Annotated in this window: 28 protein-coding genes; 22 read left to right on the forward strand and 6 right to left on the reverse strand. The window is 29.5% G+C overall.

The annotated features are described in order from the left end of the window. Positions 1-9: 9 nt before the first annotated feature. The 5 genes from ACWW38_RS15575 (at position 10) to ACWW38_RS15595 (ending at position 5936) form a co-directional block, all read left to right on the forward strand. Positions 10-1203, forward strand: coding sequence for a nucleotidyl transferase AbiEii/AbiGii toxin family protein (locus ACWW38_RS15575; RefSeq protein ID WP_456258442.1), 1194 nt, complete (start codon positions 10-12; stop codon positions 1201-1203). A 101-nt stretch (positions 1204-1304) separates the two neighbouring features. Next, positions 1305-2180, forward strand: coding sequence for a DMT family transporter (locus tag ACWW38_RS15580; protein WP_456258443.1), 876 nt, complete (start codon positions 1305-1307; stop codon positions 2178-2180). Positions 2181-2889: 709 nt separating this feature from the next. Then, the gene (locus tag ACWW38_RS15585) at positions 2890-4275 is read left to right on the forward strand and encodes a citrate/2-methylcitrate synthase (protein ID WP_456258444.1); all 1386 of its coding nucleotides are present in this window, start codon (positions 2890-2892) and stop codon (positions 4273-4275) included. Between the two features lie 260 nt (positions 4276-4535). Beyond that, on the forward strand, positions 4536-4982 hold the full coding sequence (locus tag ACWW38_RS15590) for a hypothetical protein (protein WP_456258445.1): 447 nt from the start codon (positions 4536-4538) through the stop codon (positions 4980-4982). 45 nt (positions 4983-5027) lie between these two features. Further along, positions 5028-5936, forward strand: a complete 909-nt coding sequence (locus ACWW38_RS15595; protein ID WP_456258446.1) for an HD-GYP domain-containing protein — start codon at positions 5028-5030, stop codon at positions 5934-5936. Between the two features lie 11 nt (positions 5937-5947). Here ACWW38_RS15595 and ACWW38_RS15600 read toward each other — a convergent pair whose 3' ends face one another. Further along, positions 5948-6328, reverse strand: a complete 381-nt coding sequence (locus ACWW38_RS15600) for an EamA family transporter (RefSeq protein ID WP_456260473.1) — start codon at positions 6326-6328, stop codon at positions 5948-5950. Between ACWW38_RS15600 and uvsE the strand changes: the two genes are divergently transcribed. Together uvsE and ACWW38_RS15610 are read left to right on the forward strand one after the other, a co-directional pair. After that, positions 6321-7571: a UV DNA damage repair endonuclease UvsE gene (gene uvsE, locus ACWW38_RS15605; RefSeq protein ID WP_456258447.1), complete on the forward strand. Its 1251-nt coding sequence runs from the start codon at positions 6321-6323 to the stop codon at positions 7569-7571. The genes ACWW38_RS15600 and uvsE overlap by 8 nt on opposite strands. A gap of 36 nt (positions 7572-7607) precedes the next feature. After that, positions 7608-7817 (forward strand): (2Fe-2S)-binding protein, encoded by a 210-nt coding sequence (locus ACWW38_RS15610; RefSeq protein WP_456258448.1) that lies wholly within the window; start codon positions 7608-7610, stop codon positions 7815-7817. A 65-nt stretch (positions 7818-7882) separates the two neighbouring features. Here ACWW38_RS15610 and ACWW38_RS15615 read toward each other — a convergent pair whose 3' ends face one another. Continuing rightward, positions 7883-8749 carry a mechanosensitive ion channel family protein gene (locus tag ACWW38_RS15615; RefSeq protein WP_456258449.1) on the reverse strand — a complete coding sequence of 289 codons (867 nt, stop codon included), beginning with the start codon at positions 8747-8749 and terminating at the stop codon, positions 7883-7885. Positions 8750-8980: 231 nt separating this feature from the next. On the opposite strand from ACWW38_RS15615, the gene ACWW38_RS15620 reads away from it, so the two are divergent. From ACWW38_RS15620 to ACWW38_RS15635, 4 genes are read left to right on the forward strand one after another with little or no spacing between them, the layout of a single operon-like run. Continuing rightward, a complete protein-coding gene (locus ACWW38_RS15620) occupies positions 8981-9538 on the forward strand; it encodes a class I SAM-dependent methyltransferase (protein WP_456258450.1) in 558 nt (185 codons plus the stop codon). A gap of 39 nt (positions 9539-9577) precedes the next feature. Next, positions 9578-10243, forward strand: a complete 666-nt coding sequence (locus ACWW38_RS15625) for a phosphatase PAP2 family protein (protein ID WP_456258451.1) — start codon at positions 9578-9580, stop codon at positions 10241-10243. Continuing rightward, positions 10189-10884 (forward strand): response regulator transcription factor, encoded by a 696-nt coding sequence (locus ACWW38_RS15630; RefSeq protein ID WP_456258452.1) that lies wholly within the window; start codon positions 10189-10191, stop codon positions 10882-10884. The genes ACWW38_RS15625 and ACWW38_RS15630 overlap by 55 nt, the downstream gene beginning before the upstream one ends. After that, positions 10874-12379, forward strand: a complete 1506-nt coding sequence (locus ACWW38_RS15635; protein ID WP_456258453.1) for an ATP-binding protein — start codon at positions 10874-10876, stop codon at positions 12377-12379. Before ACWW38_RS15630 ends, ACWW38_RS15635 begins: the two co-directional genes overlap by 11 nt. 34 nt (positions 12380-12413) lie before the next feature. Here ACWW38_RS15635 and ACWW38_RS15640 read toward each other — a convergent pair whose 3' ends face one another. Further along, the gene (locus ACWW38_RS15640) at positions 12414-13802 is read right to left on the reverse strand and encodes an MATE family efflux transporter (RefSeq protein ID WP_456258454.1); all 1389 of its coding nucleotides are present in this window, start codon (positions 13800-13802) and stop codon (positions 12414-12416) included. Between the two features lie 382 nt (positions 13803-14184). Here ACWW38_RS15640 and ACWW38_RS15645 point away from each other — a divergent pair, with 382 nt between their 5' ends. After that, positions 14185-14844 carry a hypothetical protein gene (locus tag ACWW38_RS15645; RefSeq protein WP_456258455.1) on the forward strand — a complete coding sequence of 220 codons (660 nt, stop codon included), beginning with the start codon at positions 14185-14187 and terminating at the stop codon, positions 14842-14844. Positions 14845-14882: 38 nt separating this feature from the next. Here the strand turns inward: ACWW38_RS15645 and ACWW38_RS15650 are convergent, their stop codons facing one another. Then, positions 14883-15248 (reverse strand): four-helix bundle copper-binding protein, encoded by a 366-nt coding sequence (locus ACWW38_RS15650; RefSeq protein WP_456258456.1) that lies wholly within the window; start codon positions 15246-15248, stop codon positions 14883-14885. 171 nt (positions 15249-15419) lie between these two features. Here ACWW38_RS15650 and ACWW38_RS15655 point away from each other — a divergent pair, with 171 nt between their 5' ends. From ACWW38_RS15655 to nifJ, 5 genes are all read left to right on the forward strand, one after another. After that, on the forward strand, positions 15420-15602 hold the full coding sequence (locus ACWW38_RS15655) for a hypothetical protein (RefSeq protein WP_456258457.1): 183 nt from the start codon (positions 15420-15422) through the stop codon (positions 15600-15602). A 23-nt stretch (positions 15603-15625) separates the two neighbouring features. Next, positions 15626-15874: a spore coat protein gene (locus ACWW38_RS15660; protein ID WP_456258458.1), complete on the forward strand. Its 249-nt coding sequence runs from the start codon at positions 15626-15628 to the stop codon at positions 15872-15874. Positions 15875-16022: 148 nt separating this feature from the next. Then, entirely contained in the window at positions 16023-16157 is a 135-nt protein-coding gene (locus ACWW38_RS15665) for a hypothetical protein (RefSeq protein WP_456258459.1), read from the forward strand. Positions 16158-16349: 192 nt separating this feature from the next. Next, complete coding sequence (locus tag ACWW38_RS15670; protein ID WP_456258460.1) at positions 16350-17204, forward strand: patatin-like phospholipase family protein; 855 nt, start codon at positions 16350-16352, stop codon at positions 17202-17204. A gap of 212 nt (positions 17205-17416) precedes the next feature. After that, entirely contained in the window at positions 17417-20947 is a 3531-nt protein-coding gene (nifJ, locus tag ACWW38_RS15675; RefSeq protein ID WP_456258461.1) for a pyruvate:ferredoxin (flavodoxin) oxidoreductase, read from the forward strand. A gap of 131 nt (positions 20948-21078) precedes the next feature. On the opposite strand, the gene ACWW38_RS15680 is transcribed toward nifJ, so the two are convergent. Beyond that, on the reverse strand, positions 21079-21246 hold the full coding sequence (locus ACWW38_RS15680; protein WP_456258462.1) for a CDIF630_02480 family spore surface protein: 168 nt from the start codon (positions 21244-21246) through the stop codon (positions 21079-21081). Between the two features lie 171 nt (positions 21247-21417). Here ACWW38_RS15680 and ACWW38_RS15685 point away from each other — a divergent pair, with 171 nt between their 5' ends. From ACWW38_RS15685 to ACWW38_RS15695, 3 genes are all read left to right on the forward strand, one after another. After that, positions 21418-22752 carry an FMN-binding glutamate synthase family protein gene (locus ACWW38_RS15685; protein ID WP_456258463.1) on the forward strand — a complete coding sequence of 445 codons (1335 nt, stop codon included), beginning with the start codon at positions 21418-21420 and terminating at the stop codon, positions 22750-22752. Positions 22753-23062: 310 nt separating this feature from the next. Then, on the forward strand, positions 23063-23854 hold the full coding sequence (locus tag ACWW38_RS15690) for a flagellar motor protein (protein WP_456258464.1): 792 nt from the start codon (positions 23063-23065) through the stop codon (positions 23852-23854). Next, positions 23851-24576 carry a flagellar motor protein MotB gene (locus tag ACWW38_RS15695; RefSeq protein ID WP_456258465.1) on the forward strand — a complete coding sequence of 242 codons (726 nt, stop codon included), beginning with the start codon at positions 23851-23853 and terminating at the stop codon, positions 24574-24576. Before ACWW38_RS15690 ends, ACWW38_RS15695 begins: the two co-directional genes overlap by 4 nt. 44 nt (positions 24577-24620) lie before the next feature. Here the strand turns inward: ACWW38_RS15695 and ACWW38_RS15700 are convergent, their stop codons facing one another. After that, positions 24621-25475, reverse strand: coding sequence for an SDR family oxidoreductase (locus ACWW38_RS15700; protein WP_456258466.1), 855 nt, complete (start codon positions 25473-25475; stop codon positions 24621-24623). A 287-nt stretch (positions 25476-25762) separates the two neighbouring features. Here ACWW38_RS15700 and ACWW38_RS15705 point away from each other — a divergent pair, with 287 nt between their 5' ends. Next, positions 25763-26101, forward strand: a complete 339-nt coding sequence (locus ACWW38_RS15705; RefSeq protein ID WP_456258467.1) for a YtrH family sporulation protein — start codon at positions 25763-25765, stop codon at positions 26099-26101. After that, positions 26089-26565 (forward strand): hypothetical protein, encoded by a 477-nt coding sequence (locus ACWW38_RS15710; protein WP_456258468.1) that lies wholly within the window; start codon positions 26089-26091, stop codon positions 26563-26565. The genes ACWW38_RS15705 and ACWW38_RS15710 overlap by 13 nt, the downstream gene beginning before the upstream one ends. Positions 26566-26594 lie beyond the last annotated feature (29 nt).

The following is a 26594-nucleotide window of genomic DNA, read 5'->3' on the forward strand; positions in this document are numbered from 1 at the left end:
TTTCTAAGGGTGAAGAATAAAAAAGCTAAGAGGTCTAATTTTTTTAATCATAACTATACAAATTTTACAGAACATTATATTGCTAATGAGGCAAATTACTATGGAATCAATAGTAAAAGCGTTCTAGAAAGACATATATGGATATACGAAATACACTCCCAAATACAGAAAAGGTTAAAGGATAGGTGTATTTTAAAGGGGGGTGCCTGTGCCCAACTATACATTCCACTATGGGAACAAAGATGTACGGAGGATTTGGATTTGTACACAAATCTAAGTCATAATAAATTAAAATCAGAGTTAAGCCAGATCGTAAAAGAATTAAATTCAAGTAAACTACAATCAAAGATCCATGAATATATTCCTAAAAGTGTAATATTACATGGGAAAACTATGCCTATTACAACATTTATTTTTAAGCTGCCATTTATTTATAAGGAAAGTAAGAAATCCATAACTTCTGAATTAAAAGTAGATTTTTTACACATAGACATAAATAAACTGGATATTAATTCGGTAAATAATAGCAAGGTTTTAGGTTTGGATTTAAAGTATTCCCCTATTTGCATATCTGCATATTCCATTATTGGAGGAAAACTTTTGACTTTTGCTGTGAATACTATAGGGATAGAGCGGTTTAAAAAAGATAAATTATATAAGAATGTATATGATTTATTCTACCTAATTAATAGGTATAATGATGTGGAGAGTCTAAAGCAGATAGGTGATACCCTTAAAAAAAACATAGGTATGGAATTCCATATAAAAGGGATTAAAACCATAGATTTTGAAATTATCATAGAAGATATACTTGAAGAATTGTACTTTTTATCCATAGAAAATTTAAGAGATTCGTATATTGGACCTTCAGAAAGGATTAATGACTTTCAAAATAACTATATTCAATATGATATAAAAAGTAAGTTAACCTTTGATCAATGGGGAATTATGACTTCACATTTGTTTATGTGGGTTTATGCATTAAAATATTACTTAATTAATGATGACACTAGTAAAATTAATTTGATATGTGATGTTTTAGCAGAATATGAATATTATAATAGATTAAATGAAAATGAAAGGTTAAAATATTTAGATGATATTATAAGAAAATTAAAAGAGGAGAAGAAATCACTTATTTATAATTTAATTGAAGAACCTTTAAGGCTCATTTATTTATATTTTATTTACTTTAAATTATAGGACTAAGGGATAAAATATATAAGTTTTAACTATTCTTTTGTAGTAAAAAATGTGTTATTATTCCATAGTAAGCTAATAATTGACGAAAAGAGGTATTATTTATGGAGGATAAAGCTTCTAATAAAGAACATTTTAAAGCTATGGGATTACTTGTGATTACAGCAATTTTGTGGAGTTCAGGTGGAATACTAATAAAGTTAGTAAATTGGAATCCTATTGCTATAGCTGGAATGAGAAGCGGAATTGCAGCAATACTTATGTTAGCTATAATTAGAAAACCAACATGGAAATGGAGCCCAGCTAAAATTGGAGGAGCTATATCATATGCATCAACAGTAATACTTTTTGTAATGGCCAATAAAAATACTACTGCAGCTAACGCAATATTACTTCAATATACAGCTCCTATATACATAGCTATATTTGGAAAGTTTTTTTTGGATGAGAAAACTGAATTTATAGATTGGATTTTTATTGGAATTATTATTGGAGGAATGGTATTATTTTTTGTTGATGATATAGGTGGTGGAAGCTTAAAAGGAAATATGCTGGCAGTCTTAAGTGGTGTTGCTTTTGCTTTTAATGTAATATTTATTAGAAAGCAAAAGGATGAAAAACCTATAGAAGGAATATTTTGGGGGAATATTTTAGCAGCTTTAGTAAGTATACCTTTTATGTTTAAGTCTATCCCAGATGCAAAAAGCTGGACAGGACTTATTTTATTAGGAGTTTTTCAAATTGGAATTTCATATGCACTATATTCGAAGGCTATAAAAAATGTAAGTGCTTTGGAAGGTGTATTAATTCCTATTATTGAGCCTATATTGAATCCGGTTTGGGTTTTTCTATTTATAGGGGAAAGACCAGGAAAATGGTCATTAATAGGAGGAGCAATTGTAGTAACATCAGTTACAGCAAGAGCATTATATTCTACACTAAAAACACTTAAACTTAGAAAGGTAAATGCCAACCTATAAAATAAAAATTACTAACTTATAAATCTAAAGATAAAAAGATAGGCTGACAGCCTATCTTCTTTCATTAAAGGAATTAAATTTAACTTTTAAGTCAATGTGTTGTTGACCTATCGATATATTCATCAATAGCAACCAGCAACACCCAGGAGTTTTAAACAATATCTAAAAAAGTTTTAAATTTCGCTGGCTAAAACTGATGGAACTGAAAGTGGATTGAATTCCTTTAATAGCTATTAGAATAACCAAATTTAAATTTTATATGTTACATATACACATTATATAGTTTGTTAATAGTAACCATTAGATTGAAAATCATATTACTTTGGAATTTTGAGGTGTAATTTCAAGATTAATTAAAATATATAAAGAATAGGTCATGAATAAATATAAGCTAGATATGAATTTTTTGAAATGTTACTTGCATGATTTAGAATAATTAAAAATTTATATAATATAAATCATTATATAAATATATATTAAATTATCTATAATCATTGATTTATAAAGAAATTTCGCGAAGAATTTATATAATAATTTATTATAAATAATATAATTAAGATATTTGTCAAAAAATAAAATGAAATAAAGTATGTACTTTTATTCACTTATGCAACAATTTATATTTATTATACATGAGATATATGATAAAATATATTAAGTCAGTTATACTAGATTTATTATCTATGGTAAATGGGGGGTTACATGGATTATGAACAATAATTATAGTAATAATATGCAAGGTGGAAATAATTTAAATCAGAATATTATAGATGAGCTTTCTAAAATTGCAGAAAAAAACAATGTCATTGATCCAGCGTTTTATGGTAAGTATGACGTTAAAAGAGGATTAAGAAATGAAAATGGAACAGGAGTTTTAGTTGGCTTAACTGAAATAGGAAATGTTCATGGATATAAAACGAATAGTGGTCAAAGGATACCGGATGAAGGAAGATTAACGTATAGAGGAATAGATTTAATGGAAATAGTAGAAGGATTCCAAAGGGATGGTAGATTTGGATTTGAAGAAGTGTGTTATTTACTATTATTTGGTGAACTTCCTGATAAGACAAAATTAAAAGACTTTTTTAATTTAGTTAGTGAATACAGAAATCTTCCAGATGGTTTTACAGAAGATATGATATTAAAATTTCCTAGCAATAATATAATGAACAAATTACAAAGGTCTGTACTAGCTGCATATTCGTTTGATAATAATCCTGATGATACAAGTATTAAAAATATTTTAAGACAAAGTATTGAATTGATAGCTAGATTTCCTACAATGATTTCATATGGATATCAAGCAAAGGCTCACTATTATGATAATCAAAGTTTATTTTTGCATTCACCTAAGCCAGAATTAGGAACAGCGGAAAATATATTATATATGATAAGACCTGATAATCAATATACTAAGACAGAAGCTGAAATACTAGACCTAGCCTTAGTAATTCATGCAGAGCACGGAGGAGGAAATAACTCAGCTTTTGCAACCCATGTAGTTTCTTCCACAGGTACAGATACTTATTCAGCAATAGCCGCTGCTGTAGGATCATTAAAAGGACCTAAACACGGTGGAGCAAATATTAAGGTTATGAATATGATTGAGAATATAAAAGAAAATGTTAAGGACTGGAATAATCATAATGAAATAAGAGCTTATTTGTTAAAGATATTAAATAAGCAAGCTTTCGATGGATCTGGTTTGATATATGGTATGGGACACGCTATTTACACATTATCTGATCCAAGAGCTGTTCTTTTAAAAGGAAAGGCTTTAGAACTTGCAAAAGAAAAAGGAAGATTAGAAGAATTTAATTTCTATAGGGATATAGAAAATATTTCAATACAAATATTTGAAGAGTTAAGGGGAATAAATTGTATATCAGCTAATGTAGATTTTTATTCAGGATTTGTATATGATATGCTTAATATACCATGTGAGCTATATACACCTCTTTTTGCAACCTCAAGGGTTGCCGGTTGGTGCGCTCATAGAATTGAGCAAGTGGCAAGTGAACCAAAGATTATAAGACCAGCATATAAAAATGTTAGAGATGAACAAAAATATGTTTCACTAGATAAAAGATCCTAAATTTTAAAATAGCTTAAAAATAGAGTATTACTATGTCTATTTTTAAGCTATTTTTATTTTGAAAATTAAGTAAGCTTGAAAAATGAGTTTGTTTATAGTGATTTAATTTGTCTAAACAACAATTTTAATATATATTTTAATAGAATAATATTTGTAATTTGATGAATTATATGTCATAATGTTATAGAAAAAAATATGTTTTCCTCTTTATTCTAAAAGTGGGTTAGTTATGAAAATAAAATTTGTGGAGGTATAATATTATGAAAAGAGTATTTAAATCGATTTTAATGATGCTTTTAATATTTACATTATTTACAGCAACAACTGCTGTAGTTTATGCAGAGGAAACAAGCACAACAAGTTATAATGAGGTTGTAGCAATTGTTGATAAAGCTAATGAAGATATACAAGCCAAAATTGATGAGGCAGTAACAAAGGCAGATGATTTGACAGCATCATACAATATGGGACTAGCTTTAATTAAAGATACTCCAAAGTATAATAAAATTGCTAAAGAGTTAAAAGCAGTATATGATAAACAGTTGGATGAGGTAGCAGAAACACTAGTTAAAGAAACTAATGAAATAGCCGATAAAGCTATAAGAGAGGCTGAAGAAAAAGGATATACAATTCAATGCCAGCTAGTACCAGTACAATTAGGTGACAGAGTTGTAATGATAGATCCTTTAGTTATAATAGGATTTTAAATAGTATTTTAATCATGATTTGAGCCTACTTTTAGGAGGATAAATATGAAGGGATTGTATTTGGGAAATGATGAAAAATATTTAGAAAAAGTTTCTCAAGCAGCAGGAGAACTAAGTTTGCTTGCAAAAGGTGGAAAAACAGAAGTTATGTTGCAAAAGATTAATGCAGGTGAGTTTTTTTGTATAGAACCCGGCGGTAATTTTGATATAATGGAATTTTTCTATATTCAAAAAGGTAGTATACTGTATGAATATAATAATAGAGAAACAATTTTAAAAGAAGGTGACTATTTTTATGTACATAGTGTTCAGGAGCCAGTTCATTTTCAGACACTTGAAGAAGTTAAATTAATATATGTATGTAGCGAGCCTATATTTCAGCATCTAAGTTTACGAATAAAAAAAATAGCAGAAATGGTTCGTAAAGTTGAAGAAAAGGATGTATATACATATAATCACGGTAGTAGAGTAAAGGACTACTCAATAAAAATAGCTAAGAAATTACATTTTTCTAGTGAAAAATTAGAAATGCTAGGATTTGCAGCAATTTGCCATGATGTTGGTAAGGTATATGTACCAGATGAAATTTTAAATAAGCCAAGTAAATTGACAGAAGATGAGATGGACTATATAAAAAAGCACCCTATAGATGGTTCTGAAATGGTAAAAAATACGTTCTACCATAATATTCATAAATTTGTAGAGCAGCACCATGAGAGGCTGGATGGATCTGGATACCCATATGGATTAAAAGATGAGGAAATATTATTGGAAGCAAAAATAATTGCAGTAGCTGATACATATGATGCAATGACCACTGATAGAGCATATAGAAAAGGTATGGATCCTATGACATCGGTAAATGAACTGAGAAGATTAAGTGGAATACATTATGATAAAAATGTAGTTGCAGCATTTGAAGAAGTGTTAAGAGAAGAAGGAATAATTAACTAAAATAAACCATTCTAAGCAGAATGGTTTATTTTAGTTAATGGAATTTCTTCATTAGTAGATACATTTGCAAATACTGAAGACTTAGAAACTTCAGTTTTAGATATTGTAAAATTAGCTAAGAAAAATGCTACTATAGAAGAAAGAATTCCTAAATAGCTAATAGATATAACAAAATCTTTATTTTTTAAAGGATCAAAATAATTATTAATAGTATTTAATCTCAAATGACTTATAATATAAATACAATTAAAAAATATAGCTGATAGAGTCATCATAAAATAAGTTATTTCTATTGGATTAAAGCTTTTGGATATCTTCTTAGATAAAATACTGAAAAATCCAGAGCACATTACAGCTCCAAATAAAAATATGAGGAGAATTGAAATGAGAATAGGTTATGCATGCATTCCATTAACTGTTAATTATAGGACGAATAGAGGATTTATATTAAAAAATTTTACTTATGAGAGATTTTGTAGTACAGTAAAGGAAAATCTAAATGATTTGAAGCTTATTTTACAAAATAATATTAAAAACAATATATATCTTTTTAGAATAAGTTCAGATATAATTCCATTTGGAAGCCATGAAGTAAATGATATTAATTGGTGGGATATATTCCAGGAAGAATTAAGTGACATAGGAAACTTTATCATTGAAAATTCTATAAGAGTTTCTATGCATCCAGGACAGTATACAGTTTTAAATTCACCTTCTAAGGAAGTTTTATATAAAAGTACTAAAGAACTGGAGTATCATAATAGATTTCTAAATTCACTAGGAGTTGATAACACTAATAAAATAGTAACTCATGTAGGTGGGGTTTATGGAGATAAAAAATCGGCTACAGATAGATTTTTAGAAAACTTTAAATACTTGTCTGATTCATGCAAGGAAAGAATTATAGTAGAAAATGATGAAAAAATGTATGATATTGAAGATGTACTTAATATATGCAATAAGATAAATGTTCCAGCAGTTTTAGATAACCTTCATCACAAATGCAATCCATCTTTAAGTAATGACTTTAATCTAATAATTAAAGAGGTTATATATACTTGGAAGGAAAAAGATGGCGTTCCTAAAGTTCATTATTCTGATGAAGATAAGACAAAGAGACTTGGTGCGCATTCTTCTTTTGTATGTTCGAAAAATTTTTTAGAGTACTATAACAAAATAAAAAATTATGATATAGATATAATGCTTGAAGTGAAAGACAAGGATATTTCAGCAATAAAATGTACTAATTTATTAAGTGCATATAATGATGATAATAAGATAAAGAAATCTATAGTTTATAAAGAATGGGCAAGGTATAAATATTTAGTTATGGAAAAAGATTATTCACTATATAAAGAGTGTAGTGCTTTAGTTAATTCCAAAGGAGATATAATAGACTTTTATAAGTTTGTTGATGAGTGTTTAGATATGCCCTTTAATGAAAAAAACTTCATAAATACAGCACAACATGTTTGGGGGTATTTTAGAAAAACGGCATCAGAAAAGGAAAAAATGCAGTTTTCTATTTTAATGGAAAATTCAAAAGAATATATAAAGATAAAAGAAAAATTGAAGAGATTAGCAATTAAATATGATGAAGAATATCTATTAGATTCATATTATTTTAATTATTAATGAAGAATAGCTAATCAATAAAGGAGTGAAGAAAATATGGAACAAAATATAAGTTCAGAAATTTTAGATAAACTTACTAAAGTATGTATATGTAAAAGTGTTGATAGGGCTAGAATAAAAAAATCAATAAAAGCAGGTGCTGATACATTTGAGAAGGTTCAGAAAGCAACTGGAGCTGGAACAGGTCCTTGCGGAGCAAAGAGATGCAGATGCAAAATTGAAGATTTGATAAAAGAGAGTAAATAAAATATTAATAAAAAATAAGCCATTTTTAACTAATGGCTTATTTTTTATATTTATAGATACAAAACTTAATTTAAATATAAATTAATATCTTCATGTTTTAGGAATTCTTTTAAAACATTTTCTATAATATAGTGCTTTAAGTTTCTAAAATTCCTAGCTTTACATATAAATCTTAGAGTTAAAATTATTTTACCATTTTCTAAAGAGGTATATATGGTATGAGATAGATTTTCATAATAAATAGGAAGATTTTTAGAGGCTATATTCAAGGAATCTTTTGCTTCTTGCTCCACATTTCCAACTATTTCATCTGCAATATTAAGTATAATTTCTTTTGCTTTTTCCCAATTACTATCAGTAGTTAGGGCTATTTCTAACTCATGCCAAGTAAAGGGGAAGGAGTTTGTCTCATTTATAAGCTGTTCGTTTAATAGCTTAATATTAGGTATATATATAAGTCTACCTGTACTTTGACCATAAGTTTTATTATCACTTTCCATGACTTCAATTATAGTTGTATAAAACCAATCTATTTCTAAAACATCTCCAACACTTTCACTGATTTTGATTCTATCACCAACTTGAAAGGGTTTTTGGGTATTTATAATTATCCATCCTAAAAAGTTAGCTACCACATCCCTAAATGCAAAAGCGAGTCCAGCAGAGAATAATCCTAAAAATGTTAGAATATCTTTTGATTCATACATCCAGAGAGGAATTACTATGAATATGAAAAGTATTTTAAAAAATACTGAAGTTATTTTTTTATATTTTATTGTCTGCTTTGAGCTTAAGTTGATTTTATCTATAAAAGAGCAAAGACTTCTTTTTATGAAATGCAGTGCAGCAAATAGAATAATAGTAATAATGAATTTCATTAATACATTAGTATTTTGAAATTTTAGGCCTAAATCTAATAAAAAACTATGCAAAATATTCCCCCCTAAAGTTTTACTATTAATTATATACTAACAAGAATATATAAAATTTCAAATCCAAATATTTAAAATAAGTAATTTAAAAGAATTTTGTACTAAATTTAAATCTTAAATTTCCTAAGTGATTGGATAAATTAAGAATTTATTAAGAATTTTTGTAATCTTTTATTAAGATATTCTTATTATAATTAAAATATCTTAATTATGGAAATTGGGGGAGATAATTTGAGTATAAAATCATTTGTTAGAAACTTCATCAAATATCCTAAAATGGTAGGAGCTATTTGTCCTAGTTCTAAAGCTTTAGCGGAGAAGATGGTTAAAGATATAAATTTTAAAAAAGCACAATGCATAGTAGAGTATGGTCCAGGAACTGGAGTATTTACCAATGAATTAATTAAAAATAAAAGAGAAGATGCATTATTAATACTTATAGAGTTAAATAAAGATTTGTACTATAACTTATGTAAAAGGTATAATGATATTAAAAATGTTATAATAGTAAATGATAGTGCTGAAAACATAGAAAAGTATATACAACAATTAGGTTTTCAATATGCAGATTATATTGTATCAGGATTACCTTTTGCGGCTTTTGAAGATAGTGTATCAAATATAATATTAGATAATACTTTCAAAGTCTTAAATGATGAAGGTAGATTTATTACATTTCAGTATACTTTGCTAAAAAAAGACTTTATTAATGAATTCTTTAATGATATACAGATTTCTTATGAGGTTAAGAACATACCTCCTGCATTTATTTTTAGCTGCAGTAAATAAATTTAAATACATATATAGAGTGATGAGAGGAGTAACTAAATGAAGGGTTTGAAAAATAACATAGTCCCGTTGCTATTTATGTTAACTATTCCTATATCAAATATATTTTATAGGATTTTAAATAATTCATCTAGAGGTGTGTACAGCTTAATTTTGGATATGGATACAAAAGTTCCATTTATAAAAGAATTCATTATACCATATATAATATGGTATCCTTTTATATTTATATTCTTAATATATATATGTCTTAAAAATAAAGAAGTTTATTATAGAACACTAATTAGTATTAATGTTGGATTAATAATCTGCTACATCATATTCTATTTTTTTCAGACAACAGTAGTTAGACCTGAGTTGATTGGAACAGATATTTTTACAAATATAGTACGAGTTATATACAGTCATGACAATCCATATAATTGTTTTCCAAGTGTTCACGTTATAACAACTTATATAGTTATGCACGGTATAAATACAGTATCAAAAAATAAAAGAATTCTTATATCATCAAATGTAATAGGAATTTTAATAATACTTTCTACACAATTTGTGAAACAGCATGTGATATTAGACTTGATATTTGCTGTGGTATTAGGGGAAATGGCATTTAGACTGTCTATTCAAGGCTATCATAAGGGGGAAGAACTATGGATAAAGAAACTATTCTCATCGTTGACGATGAAAAAGAAATTAGAAAGTTAATACAAATATATTTAAAAAATGAGGGATATAATACTATTTTGTCAGAAAATGGTGAAGAAGCTCTTAAAATTTTAGAAAGTAATGATATTCATCTTATAGTATTGGATATAATGATGCCAAAAATGGATGGAATAGAAGCTTGCTTAAAAATAAGAGAAGATAGAAATATGCCTATTATAATGTTATCGGCAAAAAGTGAAGATATGGATAAGATATTGGGACTTACTACAGGAGCTGATGATTATGTAACCAAGCCATTTAATCCATTAGAGCTAGTTGCAAGAATAAAGTCACAACTTAGAAGATATACCAAACTAAATAATATTGATCCCATAAATAAGTCTATAATAGAAATAGATGGATTAGTCATAAATATAGATACTCATGAAGTTAAGGTTGATGGAAAAGAAATCAAGCTTACTCCAAGAGAATTTGATATATTAGAACTTTTAGCTAGAAATAAAGGTATAGTATTTAGTATAGAAAAAATTTATGAGATGGTATGGAAAGAAGATTTTTACGATTCAAATAATACAGTAATGGTCCATATCAGAAAAATTAGAGAAAAGATAGAGGAAGATTCAAGAAATCCAAGATATATTAAAACCGTATGGGGAGTGGGGTATAAGTTTGAGACTTAGAATTTTTCCAAGGTTTAGACCTTTTAAAAGATTACGTAGAAAATTAAATAGCATCTATATATTTGCAAAGGATAAAGTAAGTAGGAGTATAAGAATAGAGCTTTTAGTAACTTTTGCTGTATGTATTTTATTTGCAACGATTACTTTGGCATTTAGTGGTGACTTTATTAGTAAATTTAATAGAACAGCAGTGGTCAATTATAGAGACGGGATTCAAGAAATAGAAAGAAAGTCAGAAAATCTAGCAAATGAAATACTAGATAAAAAGTTAAGTATAAAAAACAAAGAACAAATTGATGAAGTGATAGGCAGATATACAGATCATTCAGAAGATATCAATAAGATATTGATAACTGATTTAGATGGCAAGATATTATATAAGAATAAAGGTGCCGAAGAAAATATAATAGATATATACAGCATAATAAAGAATGCTATGGGAAACAAAGAAAATCGTGATACAAGTGAAAGGAAAGAACATGTAAGTTTTTATCCATTAAATTTTAATGATGGAAGAGCATATCTAGTTGTAAAGGGAATTCCAAGAGGAAGTATAAGCTATTATTATAATGGAGGCTCAGCTGGATTACTAGCTTTTTTATTGGCCGTTGTAGTTTTTATATTAGTATTTCTATTTATTACTAGAAATAAGATGAAATATATAGAGGAAATATCTAGTGGACTAAAGGAAATATCCCAAGGAAATTTAAAATACAGAGTGGCAATTCGAGGTCAGGATGAATTAAGCTCTCTTGCAGTTAACATAAATAATATGGCTAGAGATTTACAAAATACTATAGAAGAAGAGAGAAAAGCAGAAGAGACGAAAAACCAACTCATAACTAATGTTTCTCATGATTTAAGAACTCCATTAACATCAATAATGGGGTATTTAGGATTAATAAAAGAAAAGAAATATGAAAGTGAAAGTCAATTAAATGAATATGTGAATATAGCTTTTAATAAATCAGAAAAGTTAAAATCTCTTATGGAAGATTTATTTGAATACACTAAGGTTTCTAATAAAGTTATAAAGTTAAACAAAAAAGAGGTTATTATGAACGAACTTCTCGGACAGATTATTGAGGAGTTTATACCTGTTGTAGAAGAAAACAATTTGGAGATGGAGCAAAATATTCCAAAACAAAAATTAGTAGTTTCAGTTGATCCGGATAAAACAGTTAGAGTTTTTGATAACCTTCTTATAAACGCAGTTAAATATAGTTTGAAGCCGGGCAAGATAATTGTTAAATTATATGAGAAAGAAGAAAGCGTTGTAATTTCAATACACAATAAAGGTAAAAACATACCTAAGGAAGAGCTTCCATATTTATTTGAAAGATTTTACAGGATGGATAAGTCTAGGACGTCTGACAATGGAGGAAGCGGCTTAGGATTAGCTATATCAAAGAATATTGTGGAACTTGAAGGAGGAAGTATTTGGGCAGAATGTGAAGGGGAAGATATAAGCTTTTTTGTAAGTTTTCCTATTTAAAAAGAGTAAAGCAAACCTAAAATATTGGTTAGCTCTACTCTTTTTTATTTTGTTCATATTTTTCTAAATGCCGTAAATCTTTCATATCTCTAAATAAGAAGAAGCTGGTAAGGGAAGCAGCTATTATATCAGCTATAGGTTGAGATAACCATAGTCCGTTAAGTCCTAAAAATTTAGGCAAAATTAATATTATAGGTATAAGTACGATTACTTGCCTTAAAAAGCTTAAGAAAATAGAGATTTTAGCTTTTCCTATGGCTTGAAAATAATTGGAACCAACTATTTGGTATCCTATTATGGGAAGAAACATAAGATCAATTCTTATTCCATAAGATCCTAATTTTATAAGCTCAGGAGCATCTTTTGCAAAAGCTCTAAATAACAAATGTGGGAAAAATTCCACTGCTATAAATCCAATAGATGCTATACATATACCAGACATTATGGCGAGTCGTAATGCATGTTTTACTCTTTTATATTGTTTAGCACCATAGTTATATCCAAGAATGGGTTGGACACCTTGGTTTATTCCAAAAATAGGCATAAATATTAACATAGATATACTTACAATTATGCTCATAGCAGCTACAGCCATATTTCCACCGTAATATAGTAATCCTCTATTGTAAAGAGTAGAAACGGCACTAGCAGCAATTTGCATGGAAAAAGGAGATAATCCTATAGCAAAGATTTCCATTGATAAAGACATATTAAGCTTAAAGTTTGATTTCTTTAACTTAAGAATACTTCCACTGTTTTTGCTAACAAAATAACGCATAACTAGAAAAGTATTTACTGCTTGTGATATAACTGTAGCAATGGCAGCTCCTCTAATTCCAAGTCCCAATCCAAAATCAAATATAAAAATAGGATCTAAAACTATATTTAATACTGCACCAACTAACATGGTTATCATAGCCATTTTAGGATTACCTTCAGAACGAATAATATTGTTTATACCAAAACCTATATTTTGGAATACTGCTCCAGCAAGTATTATTGTAATGTATTCTTTTGCATAAAAAATGCTTTCTGCATCAGCACCAAAAATTTTCAAAATAGGTGTTAAAAATGTAATACCTAAAATAGAAACGATTATTGAGATTAATATATCTAATAGCACTGATAATCCAAGAATTTTTTCAGCACTTTCTCTATCTTTTTCTCCTAGCTTAATAGAAATAAGTGTAGAAGCACCTATTCCAACTAACATTCCAAAAGCCATTATTATTGTAGCAATCGGCATAGTAATTCCTAGCCCAGCTAATGCTTTTTCTCCAACACCTTGTCCAATATTACCAATATATATTCTGTCAATTATATTATATAGAGCATTTACCATCATTCCTATAATTGCTGGTACAGAAAATTTAAGAAGAAGCTTGCCTATATTTCCTGTTCCTAATTCTTTAGATTTATCCATAATGCACCTCCTGGATTATTTAGAACACAATCTAATATTTACATAAAGAGGATTCTTGGCTTCAGTTGGAGTTTTTTTCTCCAACTGAAGCTTATTAACAGAATTCTTAGGAGTTTTACTCCTTAGAAGTCGTTATCCTTTAGGGGAAGCCCTTATCTAGGGACGTAGCAGCCGTTATCTTCCACTTTAGAAGTGGGAGTATTACGGATGGTAGTCATCAGATAAAATCACCATATGTACCTAATAATATAACAAAAAAGAATTATACCATATATTTGGTAAAAAGTATATATGAGAGTAAAGAATAAAAACTATGTAAAAGGAAATTATAATACAGTAATATCTATAAAGGCAGGATTTTACTAGGAAAGGAGTTGTAATAATGTGGGTAAGCTTATTGAGTATACCAGACAAATTTGTAACGCCCATTATATCAGCTACTGCTGTTATAGCTGGCTCTTTAATTGGGGCAGTATGTAGTTGGATTACAACCAGCCATTCTATTAAAAAAAGTACTGAAGTAGAGAATAAAATAGTTGAAGAAAATAGAAAGTATGATAATTTAGAGAAAATAGGTAAAGTGTGTGAAAATATAAATATTATTAGATTAGATATTTGTACTGCTATTTTTCAAGGCATAAGAAACCTGAAAAATTTTACAATGGATAATTACACTAATAGGTATCCAATACCAATCAATAAGGATTATTCAAGGGTAGTAGCTTCTTTAACAAGTAAATTTGATTTAAAAGAAATGAGTTACATATATCAGTTATATGGAATTATAGAGACGTTAAATAAACATACAAATGAACTTAGATTTAATGACAAAGAAGGCTATAATTTAATACGTATGGATTGTGAATTATTATTAAAAAAGTTATATGGAGAGAACTATTTACAAGCTATAGAATTAGATATAGATAATATAAAATATGAAGATTTGTATAGTAATGATATTATAAAAATTGGTTATAGAAGAGTTTTAGAAAAACTAGATAATAATAGTTGCATTGAAAAATATAATAGCAAAAATAATTAAGGTAGATGCTTTAAAGCATCTGCCTTAATTATTTTTTATTAAAGCTGCATATTTCTACAGTCATCTGCACATGATCTACATACGTTAGCACAGTCTTTACAATGTTGATCTTGAAATTTATCACATTCAGTAGCACATCTTTCACAAATAGAAGCGCAAAGATTGCATAAATCCTTTGATAAAGGACTTCTACGAGACATATAGCAAGCAGCTGTAGAACAAATTTCAGCACAATCAACAAGAACCTTCATACAAGTAGTTCTCATATGAACATCTTCTTCTTCTAAGCAAAGAGAAAAACATTCTTCACAGATTTGTGCACACTTAGAACAAGCGTCAATACAAGATTGATACTGTTGATTTGAATTCATTAAAGATCTTGGCATAGTTGCAGTCGGTACCATATAAAAGCCTCCCTATATATAAGTTATTTAACAAAATTATTTTCTACATAATATGCTAATTTATACTGATTTAAAGAAATGGTTATAATAACCTTTAAATTTAAAATGAATATTCTTTAGGTTGTTAACACAAAATACTACAGGAAATTAAAAATAAAGGGAGGAAATAATATGTCACAACTAAATGAAATGGAATTACAAAACATAAGGCATCTTGTTGGAAACCACAAGAACATAGCAGCTAAGCTTAATGATTATGCTAATCAATGCCAAGATGCTCAAATAAAACAAATGTTTCAACAGGCATCACAATCTGCTCAGCAAGGTGCTCAAAAATTAATGGGATTTCTATAAAATTTATTAGGAGGTTTAAAGCTATGCAAGAAAAAATAATGGTAAATGACGTTCTATCTATGACAAAGGCTGGAATGGCTGATTATGCTAAAGCAATAGGAGAATGTAGCAATCAAAACTTAAGACAGACACTTCAACAAATGAGAGATGGAGATGAAAATTTCCAATATCAATTATCTCAATTAGCAATTCAAAAGAATTACTATATGCCAGCGCAACAAGTAGATCAACAAGAGTTACAACAAGTTAAATCACAATTAATGCAAGGGTAAATATAATTATGAAGAACTGTCTATGAAAGAATACATGGACAGTTTTGCTAATTTATAAATATTAATATCAGAAAAATTTTTTTGTATTAAAAATTTAAAAAAAGATAAAATATTAATGTTGATAATTAAATTGAAGGAGGAAAAAATAATGGCAAACAACAAAAATAATAGAAATGATAACAGAGATAACAATCTAAACAACAGAAATGATAGAAAAAATAATGATTTGAAAAATGATAGAAGAGACAATAGAAATAATAGAAATAATGAATTTGAAGACTAAGATTTAGCTAGTATAATTAATAAGGAACCTTTTTGAGAAGGTTCTTTTTAAAATTTATTTAATAGAAAAGGGAAACTCTTTAGGGGCTTCCCTTTTCTATTAAATGAATTTAAATATATTATTTTGATTATTTTAAAAGTTGTATTATAATATTTACTAAATTAACATTTAACTACTAAAGGGGGGATGGACATGGATAACATAGGCTTAGTTCTAGAAGGCGGAGGAATGAGAGGAATCTATACTGCAGGAGTTTTGGATTTTTTTATGGAAAAAGATCTGTACTTTCCTTATGTTATAGGAGTATCAGCAGGAGCTTGTAATGCCACATCATATATATCAAAGCAAAAGGGAAGAAATAAAAAAGTAAATATAAATTATATAAAAAATCCTAAATATTTAAGTTTTAGAAATTTAATAATGGAGAAGAGTATCTTTGGCATTAAGTTTATTTATGATGAACTGCCAAATAAGTTAGAGCCATTTGATTATGAGACATTTACTAATTCTGAACAGAAGTTTATGATAGGTACTACTGACTGTTTAACAGGTAAGCCTGTATACTTTGAAAAAAATGAATGCAAAGATATATTAAAGATTATAAGGGCATCAAGCAGTCTTCCTCTTTTAGCTCCTATGGTTGAAGTAGACAACAAATTGTTATTAGATGGTGGGATTTCAGATTCTATACCTATAAAAAAGTCTATGGAAGATGGAAATATAAGAAATATAATAATATTAACAAGAAATAAAGAATATAGAAAAGAACCAGCTAAATTTAAAAAAGTTATAAAGAGTAAATACCGAAGATATCCCAATTTAGTAAATACTATATTTAATAGATATAAAGTTTATAATGAAACATTGGATTACATAGAAGAGCTTGAAGATAAAAATCAAATATTTATAATTAGGCCATCTAAAGATTTAAAAGTGGATAGATTAGAAAAAAATCAAGATAAGTTAAAAGAATTGTATGAGCTTGGATATAATGATACTAAAAGAAGATATGAGAGCATAATAAAGTGGATAAATGGTGAACAGTAAAATAATATATAATATGATTATATAAGTGTTGCATAAGTAAAAATATAAATTAAAGCAGTTCGACGAAATAAGTTGAGCTGCTTTAATTTAGTTAGAAAATTAAAAAGGTGATAAATTTATTAACTTTTACAATTATTTATGTATGGTTATTCTATAAAGTCAAATAATAAGTTAAGTACGGTGTTTTATTTTTGTAAAAGGAGGTAACTAATATGGGAACAAAAATGACAATGGATGGAAATCAAGCAGCTGCATATGCTTCCTATGCATTTACAGAAGTTGCAGCTATATATCCTATAACTCCATCATCTCCCATGGCAGAATCAGTAGACGAATGGTCTGCCCATGGCAAGAAAAATATCTTTGGTCAGCCAGTTCATGTAAGTGAAATGCAATCAGAGGCAGGTGCAGCAGGCGCTATGCACGGCTCTCTCATTGCTGGTGCTTTAACAACAACTTATACTGCATCTCAAGGATTACTTTTGATGATTCCTAACATGTACAAAATGGCAGGAGAAATGCTACCAGGAGTGTTCCATGTAAGTGCTCGTGCCCTTGCAACACATGCACTATCAATTTTTGGAGATCATCAAGATGTTATGACAACTCGTGAGACTGGATTTGCAATGCTTGCCTCTTCAAGTGTGCAAGAAGTTATGGATTTAGGATGTATTTCTCATTTATCTGCCATAAAAGGAAGTATACCATTTCTACATTTCTTCGACGGCTTTAGAACATCACATGAATATAAAAAAATTGATGCTATAGACTATGGAGATTTAGCAAAACTTGTAGATTATAATGCTATAAAGAAGTTTAGAAGTAAAGCATTAAATCCAGAACATCCTACAGCAAGAGGCACAACACAGAATCCTGATATATATTTTCAACAAAGAGAAGCCGTAAATCCTTATTATGATGTTATTCCTGATATTGTAGAGGATTATATGAAAGAGATTAAAAATCTTACTGGACGTGAATATCATCCCTTTGATTACTATGGGGACCCAAATGCAGAATATGTAATTGTTGCAATGGGATCTGTATGTGATACTGTTGAAGAAGTTATAGATTATCTAATGAGTAAAGGCGAAAAAGTTGGAGCTATAAAAGTCCATCTATATAGACCATTCTCACCTAAGTATTTCTTTAATGTTTTTCCAAAGAGTGTCAAAAAAATAGCAGTATTAGATAGGACTAAAGAGCCAGGTTCACTTGGAGAGCCATTATATCAAGATATAGTTCACTTATTTAATAATAAAAGTGATAAGCCAGTAATAGTTGGAGGAAGATATGGAATTGGTCAAAAAGATACAACACCATCTCAAATTATAGCTGTTTATAATAACTTAAAAAAGGATAATCCTAAAGATGGATTTACTATTGGTATAGTGGATGACGTAAGTTATACATCACTATCTGAAGAAGATATAGTAGATACTACTCCAGAAGGAACAATAAGCTGTAAATTCTGGGGACTTGGGTCAGATGGAACAGTTGGAGCAAATAAAACGGCAGTAAAGATAATAGGAAACAATACTAATCTAAATGTTCAAGCTTATTTTTCTTATGACAGTAAAAAATCAGGTGGAAGTACTATATCTCACTTAAGATTTGGAAAAAACCTTATAAAATCTCCATATTTAGTTTATAGTGCAGACTATATAGCATGCCACAACAGGTCATATATATATCACTTTGATATTTTAAGAGGACTAAAGAAAAATGGAGTATTTGTACTTAATTGCCCTTGGACAGAAGATGAATTAGATGAAAAAATTCCAGCTCCGATAAGAAAATTTATAGCAGAAAATAATGTAAGATTCTATACAATTGATGCAGTTAAGATAGCTTCTGAAATAGGGCTTGGTGGAAGAATAAATATGATAATGCAGGCAGCCTTCTTTAAGGTGGCAAATGTAATTCCTGTAGAAGATGCTGTGAAATATTTAAAAGAATCTGTAGAAAAAGTATATGGAAAAAAAGGAAAAACAATAGTAGATATGAACCAAGCTGCAGTAGACAAAGGTGTAAGTGAACTTAAACAAATTAAAGTTCCTAAAAATTGGTCTAATGCAGAAAGTGAAGAAGAAAAGTATCCAATAAAAGATGAACCAGATTTTGTTAAAAATATTCAGAGAGTTATGGCAAGACATGAAGGTGATGAACTTCCAGTTAGTGCATTTAAGGGAATGGAAGATGGAACTTATCCTCTTGGAACCACTTCTTATGAAAAACGCGGTATAGCTGTAATGGTACCAGAATGGCAGATAGACAAATGCATACAGTGCAACCAATGTGCATATATATGTCCACATGCCACAGTAAGGGCGTTTTTACTAGATGAAGATGAAGTAGATAAGGCTCCAGATACATTTAAAACCAAACAGGCAGTGGGTAAAGGATTGGAAAATTATCAATATCGTATCCAAGTGGCACCAATGGATTGTACTGGATGTGGAAATTGTGCTGATGTTTGCCCAGCCCCAGGAAAAGCTTTAATAATGAAACCTGCAGAAGAAGAGATGGAAATGGAGTCTGAAAATTGGGAATTTGCAACAAAGATAATTCCAAAAGAAGGTGCTATGGATCATACAACATTAAAAGGAAGTCAATTTAGAAGACCGCTTCTTGAATTTAATGGAGCGTGCCCAGGATGTGGAGAAACTCCATATATAAGATTAATAACTCAGTTGTTTGGAGATAGAATGTTAATTGCTAATGGTACTGGATGTTCATCAATTTGGGGAGCTAGTGCACCATCAATAGCATATACTACAAACGTTGAAGGAAAAGGTCCTGCATGGGGTAATTCATTGTTTGAAGATAATGCTGAATATGGATATGGAATGTTTTTAGCTGTTAAGCAAATAAGACAAAGAATAGAGGATTTAATGAAGAAGGCATTAGATACTAATATAAATGAGGATATAAAAAATGCTTTTGTAGAATGGATTAAATCCAAAGAAGATGGAGAGGCTTCAAAGCTTGCTTCAAATAATGTATTAAAAGCTTTAGAAAATCATAAAGATGATAGAAATGAAATGATAAATGAAATCTTAGACAAGAAAGATTATCTAATAAAGAAATCACAGTGGATTATAGGAGGAGACGGCTGGGCATATGACATTGGATATGGTGGATTAGACCATGTGTTAGCTTCAGGAGATGATGTGAATATATTCGTAATGGATACGGAAGTATATTCTAATACTGGAGGTCAATCTTCAAAAGCAACTCCAACAGCAGCAGTAGCAAAATTTGCAGCCAGTGGTAAAAAGGTAAGAAAGAAGGATCTTGGACTTATGGCTATGAGTTATGGGCATGTGTATGTAGCTCAAATAGCTATGGGGGCAAATATGAATCAGACTATAAAGACTATAGTAGAGGCTGAAAAGCACAAAGGACCTTCATTGATAATTGCATATGCACCATGTATAAACCACGGTATAAGAAGTGGTATGGGAACTAGTATGGCAGAAGAAAAGAAGGCTGTAGAGTCTGGATATTGGCATCTATATAGATATAATCCAATGTTAAAAGAGGCAGGAGAAAATCCGTTTAAGCTAGAATCTAAAGAGCCTTCAAAAGCATTTAGAGATTTTATACTTGGAGAAATTAGATATTCATCATTAGCCAATGTATTCCCAGATATTGCAGAGCAATTATTCACAGAGGCTGAAAAGCATGCTAAAGAAAAATATAAAACTTATAAAACTTTAGAAGATTGTGGATATTTATAATGGTAACGAATATTTACTATAAATAATAGCTAGCCTAAGAATTAGTTATTGTGAACCAAATAAAAAAAGAGAACCAGATGCAGCATAACTACATCTTTGGTTCTCTTTTTTATATTGATTACTAAACATGATTATTTTTGATTTTCTTCTACCCAGTCTTTTGCCTCAGAAACATCAAACTCACTTGGAATAGTAACTTGGGAAACTGGTTTTACTTCTGATATATTAGCCCAAGCGGCAGTTTCATGGCGCTCAATAGGCATTGATAGGAATTGTTCTTTATATTTATTTTTTGCCATATATATCACTCCTTCCAGAATAGTATTTTCAAAAGTTAAGTTATTTATCCGATGGTGAATAGCTCTAAATTTCAGCTGAAAATTATAAAATAATAAACATGTATAATTATTTGATAATTTTCAAAAAATGCTATTATGGAGAGAATATAAATATACCGGGAGGAAATTTTAATGTTTGAAAATTTAATACGTAACATATTAAACAATGCATCAGATGAAATGATGGAAAGAATTCTTAAAGACACCTACAATGAAAATATGTTTGTTATGGTAACAGCAGCTCAAAAACTTACTTTAAGAGCAATTGTTGAGGCATCCATGAGAGCTGAATCAGGTCAAATACTAGGAAGAGCCTATGGAAGTCCAAATGTTCAATCACCATGGGAAAAGGTATTTTTAAATCCAACACAACTTTTTTCACTACCAACACCGGAAAGTGTTCCAATAAATACAGAAGTAGTTATTGGTAAAAGAGCAAAAAAACCATTAAAGCTTTCAATGCCAATTATGATAACTGGTATGTCTTATGGCGGTTCACTAAGTTTAAAGGCAAAAGTTGCTTTAGCAAAAGGGGCATCACTTGCAGGTACATCAACAAATACCGGAGAGTCTGCACTATCCGATGAGGAAAGAGAAGCTGCAAAATACTTAATAGGTCAATTTAATCGTGGAGAATGGATGAATACAGAAGATCAGCTATCGAGATTGGATGCTATCGAAGTTCAGCTAGGACAAGGAGCTTGGGGAGGAGCCACTGTATCTATAACTAGTGGGTCAAAGATTGATGACCATATTAGAAAAACGTGGCATCTTGAAGAAGGAGAGGATGGAGTAATAAAATCAAGACTTACAGGAGTGAATACTCCAGAGGATATTATTAAACTTCTAAATTCTCTAAAAGAAAAGTATGATGTTCCTATAGGAATTAAAATTGCAGCTACTCATTTTATAGAAAGAGAGCTGGATGTTATATTAGCTACAGATGTAGATTATATTGTAATTGATGGAGCAGAAGGAGGTACTGCAGTATCACCGCCAACTCTTGCAGATGATATGGGACTGCCGACTCTTTATGCAATAGGAAGAACTGCAAAATATTTAGAGGAAAAAGGGGTTAAAAATAAATATGATCTAATTGCAGCTGGTGGCCTTAAAACTCCAGGTCATTTTCTTAAAGCATTAGCTTTAGGGGCTGATGCTGTTTATATTGGCTCAATTGCTCTTGTAGCTATGCTTCAAAGTCAATCACTTAATGCTACACCAGCTGAACCAACTCCTCAGTTAGTATTATATGATGGTAAATTGAGAGATGATTTAGATATAGAACAGGGAGCAAATAATCTTCAAAATTTTTTAAACTCCTGTGTAGAAGAAATGAAACTAGCACTTATAGCCATGGGCAAGACAAAATTCTATGAACTGTCTAGCTATGATTTAGTTACTGTTGACAAAGATTTAGCTGATAGTTTACAAATTAATTATGCAGGATATCCAAATAAAGAGTGAGTGGAGCTAACAGGTGTTATTGTAAGTAACACCTGTTTTAATAGTTTAATAGAAAAGTTTTCTGTGATTTAAAGACAAGAATATTTCCAAAATATTAGGCCAAATGTATCCGTTTTACAAATAGAAATATGATAATTTAAGCATTCATTAATAATACAATGAAAGAAAAAGAATTAAATAATTATATTAAATAGAGAAGGCGTTAATGATTTAACAATGCTATTGTATGCTATTCTAAGATTTGCCGCAATTAAAAAATTAATATAAAATATACAAACAATAAACTATATGGTAAAACGGGGTATTATATATGGATATTTCAACAATACTTTTTTTGGTTATTAGCTTTGGATCTATGATTATCGCATTCGTATTAGAAGGAGGACATTTAGCTGGTTTATTGGTTGGAACGGCAGCTATGATTGTTTTTGGAGGAACTATTGGAGCTGTTGGTGTTTCCTTTCCAATGAACACACTAAAGAGAATTCCAGGAGCTCTTAAAGTAGCATTTAAAGGACAAAAAAGAGATCAGCTTTCTTTAATGAAATATTTTATTGAGGTTGCTAGGAAAACAAGACAAAACGGATTGCTAAGTTTAGAATCAGATTTAAATGATCCTAATATGGACTCTTTTATAAAGACAGGCCTTCAAGCTGTGGTGGATGGTTCTGAGCCTGAAACTGTTAAATCTATTTTAAATTTAGATGCAGAGGTAACTTCATTAAGACATAAAGGGAGTATAGCGGTTTTTGAAGCAGCAGGAGGATATGGACCTACTATGGGAATAATAGGTACTGTTATGGGACTTGTACATGTTTTAAGTAACCTAAGTGATCCTAATTCCTTAGGACCCAAAATTGCTGTGGCTTTTATTGCTACATTATATGGAGTTTCATCAGCAAACTTATTATGGCTTCCAATTGCATCTAAGTTAAAAGTCTTAAATATGGAAGAATTAAGAGAAAAAGAACTTATTATAGAGGCTATTTCCTGTATTCAAGCTGGAATTAATCCAAATACAATTGGTGAAAAGCTTAAAGGATTTTTGGACAAGAAACAACTTTTACAATATGAAATTGAAAAAGGAGCAAATAGAGAATGATAAATATGGAGGAAGAAAAGGAAGCCAATAATGAACGATGGCTTCTTACATATTCAGATCTTATAACTCTATTAATGATATTTTTTGTTATTATGTATGCAAGTAGTAATATAGATGCATCAAAGTATAAAAAAATGTCTGAGTCTTTCAGCAGTGCATTTGGTGGTGGAAAGACTATAGTTGGGCAAGAAGATATGGAAAGAAGTGAAGGTAAGCCAACTCCTATAGTATCTAAAGATCCTGAACAACAGAAGATGAATCAATTAAAAGGTGAAGTAGATAAGTATTTAGAGAGTAATAACTTAGATAAAAATGTTATTACAAAAGTAGAAGAAAGAGGACTTGTAGTAAGCTTAAATGATACATTATTCTTTGAATCTGGTAAGGCTGAAGTTAGAAGTGATACATTGAAAAAATTAGTGCAAATAGGTAATATACTTAAACATGAAAATAATTATATTAGGATTGAAGGAAACACTGATAATCAACCTATAAATAATGATGAATTTAAATCTAATTGGCAATTATCCGCTATTAGAGCAGCAAATGTGGTTCAACTTTTTGTAGAGAAGTGCGAATTTTCTCCAGAAAAGTTAAGTTCGGTTGGCTATGGAGAATACAGACCTTTAGCAGATAATCGAACAGAAGAAGGACGAGCTAAGAACAGAAGAATAGATATTGTTATAATGAGTAACAAATTTAATAAAGTAGAAGATAACTAAAAAACAGCAGTAAATCAACTGCTGTTTTTTATTGCAAACAGTATTTAACTCTCTGTGATTTTTCCACCGTTAACATGAATAACTTGCCCTGAAACATAAGAGGAATCTTCAGAGGCAAGATAGACATAGGCAGGAGCCAATTCACAAGGCTGACCAGCCCTACCCATAGGAGTAGTGGTTCCAAATTTAGTTACTTCTTCTTCAGAAAAACTAGAAGGTATTAATGGTGTCCAAGTTGGTCCAGGCGCTACAGCATTTACTCTAATACCTTCACTAGCTAAATTCAATGAAAGAGAACGAGTGAAAGTTGTAATAGCCCCTTTTGTTGCTGAATAATCTAATAGAGTTTCATGCCCATCATAAGCTGTAATAGAGCTTGTATTTATAATAGAACAACCTTTTCTTAAGTGAGGTAGTGCTGCTTTAGTTAAATAGAATACTGAAAATATATTTGTTTTAAATGTAAGCTGAAGCTGTTCTGAAGTTATATCAAGAAGACCATTTTGTGGATATTGAACTGCAGCATTATTTACTAATATATCAATATGGCCAAATGTATTTATAGTGTCTGATATCACTTTTTTACAAAAAATTTCGTCACCTAAATCTCCAGCAATAGTAAGACAACGTCGGCCTTTTCCTTCAATTATTGTTTTTGTTTCCATTGCGTCTACTTCTTCATTTAAATATACTATAACAACATCTGCACCTTCGGAAGCAAAAGTGATAGCAACAGCTTTTCCTATACCACTATCTCCACCAGTTATTATAGCTACTTTATTCAGTAATTTACCACAAGCTTTGTATCTAGGATTTTCAGAAGTTGGCCTAGGATTCATGAGAGCTTCAAGTCCGGGCTGAGCATCTTGATGCTGAGATTCAAATTTTATAGGAAACATATAAACACCTCTTATTCATTTTCATTTTATCTGATGACTACCATCCGTAATACTCCCACTTCTAAAGTGGGAGATAACGGTTGCTACGTCCCTAGATAAGGGCTTCTAAGCTTCAGGTGGAGAAAAAAACTCCAACTGAAGCCAAGAATCCTCTTTATCTTATAGTATTTTGATTATAAGTATAGTTTTTTATACATAGCCTCAAAAAAGTATGCAAGGTAATATTAGGAAAATATATATCATAAATTATATAGAAATATTATTTTCTCAGTAGGAGAGTGAATTAAGTGACTAATTTCGTAACTAACATAGTTTATAGTTTTTTAATATCATTTGGAGTTATAATTGGAGCAAGTTCCTTTGCTGGAATTGGAGCACTAATGACTAATAATCCACCTTTAAGAACCATGCTAAATTTAGCAGAGTCTATAAAAATATGGGCAGTAGCTACATCACTAGGAGGTACATTTTCATCTTTTCAGCTTATAGAAGAAGGTATATTTAGAGGCGAATTAGGAGCTTTAATAAAGCAGATAGTGTACATATTGTTTGCGCTTATAGGTGCAAATCTTGGGTATAAGTTCATAAAACTAGTACAAAAGTGTGGTGAAATATGGTTAAAGTAAATAATAAAAGCAAATATCTCATGTTTTTTTTTACAGGTTTGTTTTTAGGTGGAATGGTTGGTGTAATTATAATAAATTTATTAGTAAGCTACAGAATAGACAACTATATAAAACAGATTCAGCACTTAAACACAGTAATTGAAGAGGATAAACTTAAGTTAGAAAGATATCAAGAAGCTGTTTATAAAAAGAGGCTTGTTGTGAAAGAAATTAAAGTAGATCTTATGCAAGAAGGTAATACACAAATTGATGATATAACTAAAATTGCTCTGGAAAAACATATTAAAAATAAGTTTAAAGGGTTAATAGGAAAAGAAGTAGATAAAATAGATGGAGATGTTTTATGTGAAATAATAGATAAAAGAATTATGAAATTGGAAGGAAAGGAATATCAACTAAAAATAAATAAAATTATGATATCTGAAAAGATCAAGCTTTGGATTACTGTAAGAACTATTAAATAAAAAGTATAAAATCCTCTAGAGAATTTTAT

The organism is Clostridium sp. JNZ J1-5 (assembly GCF_053901425.1).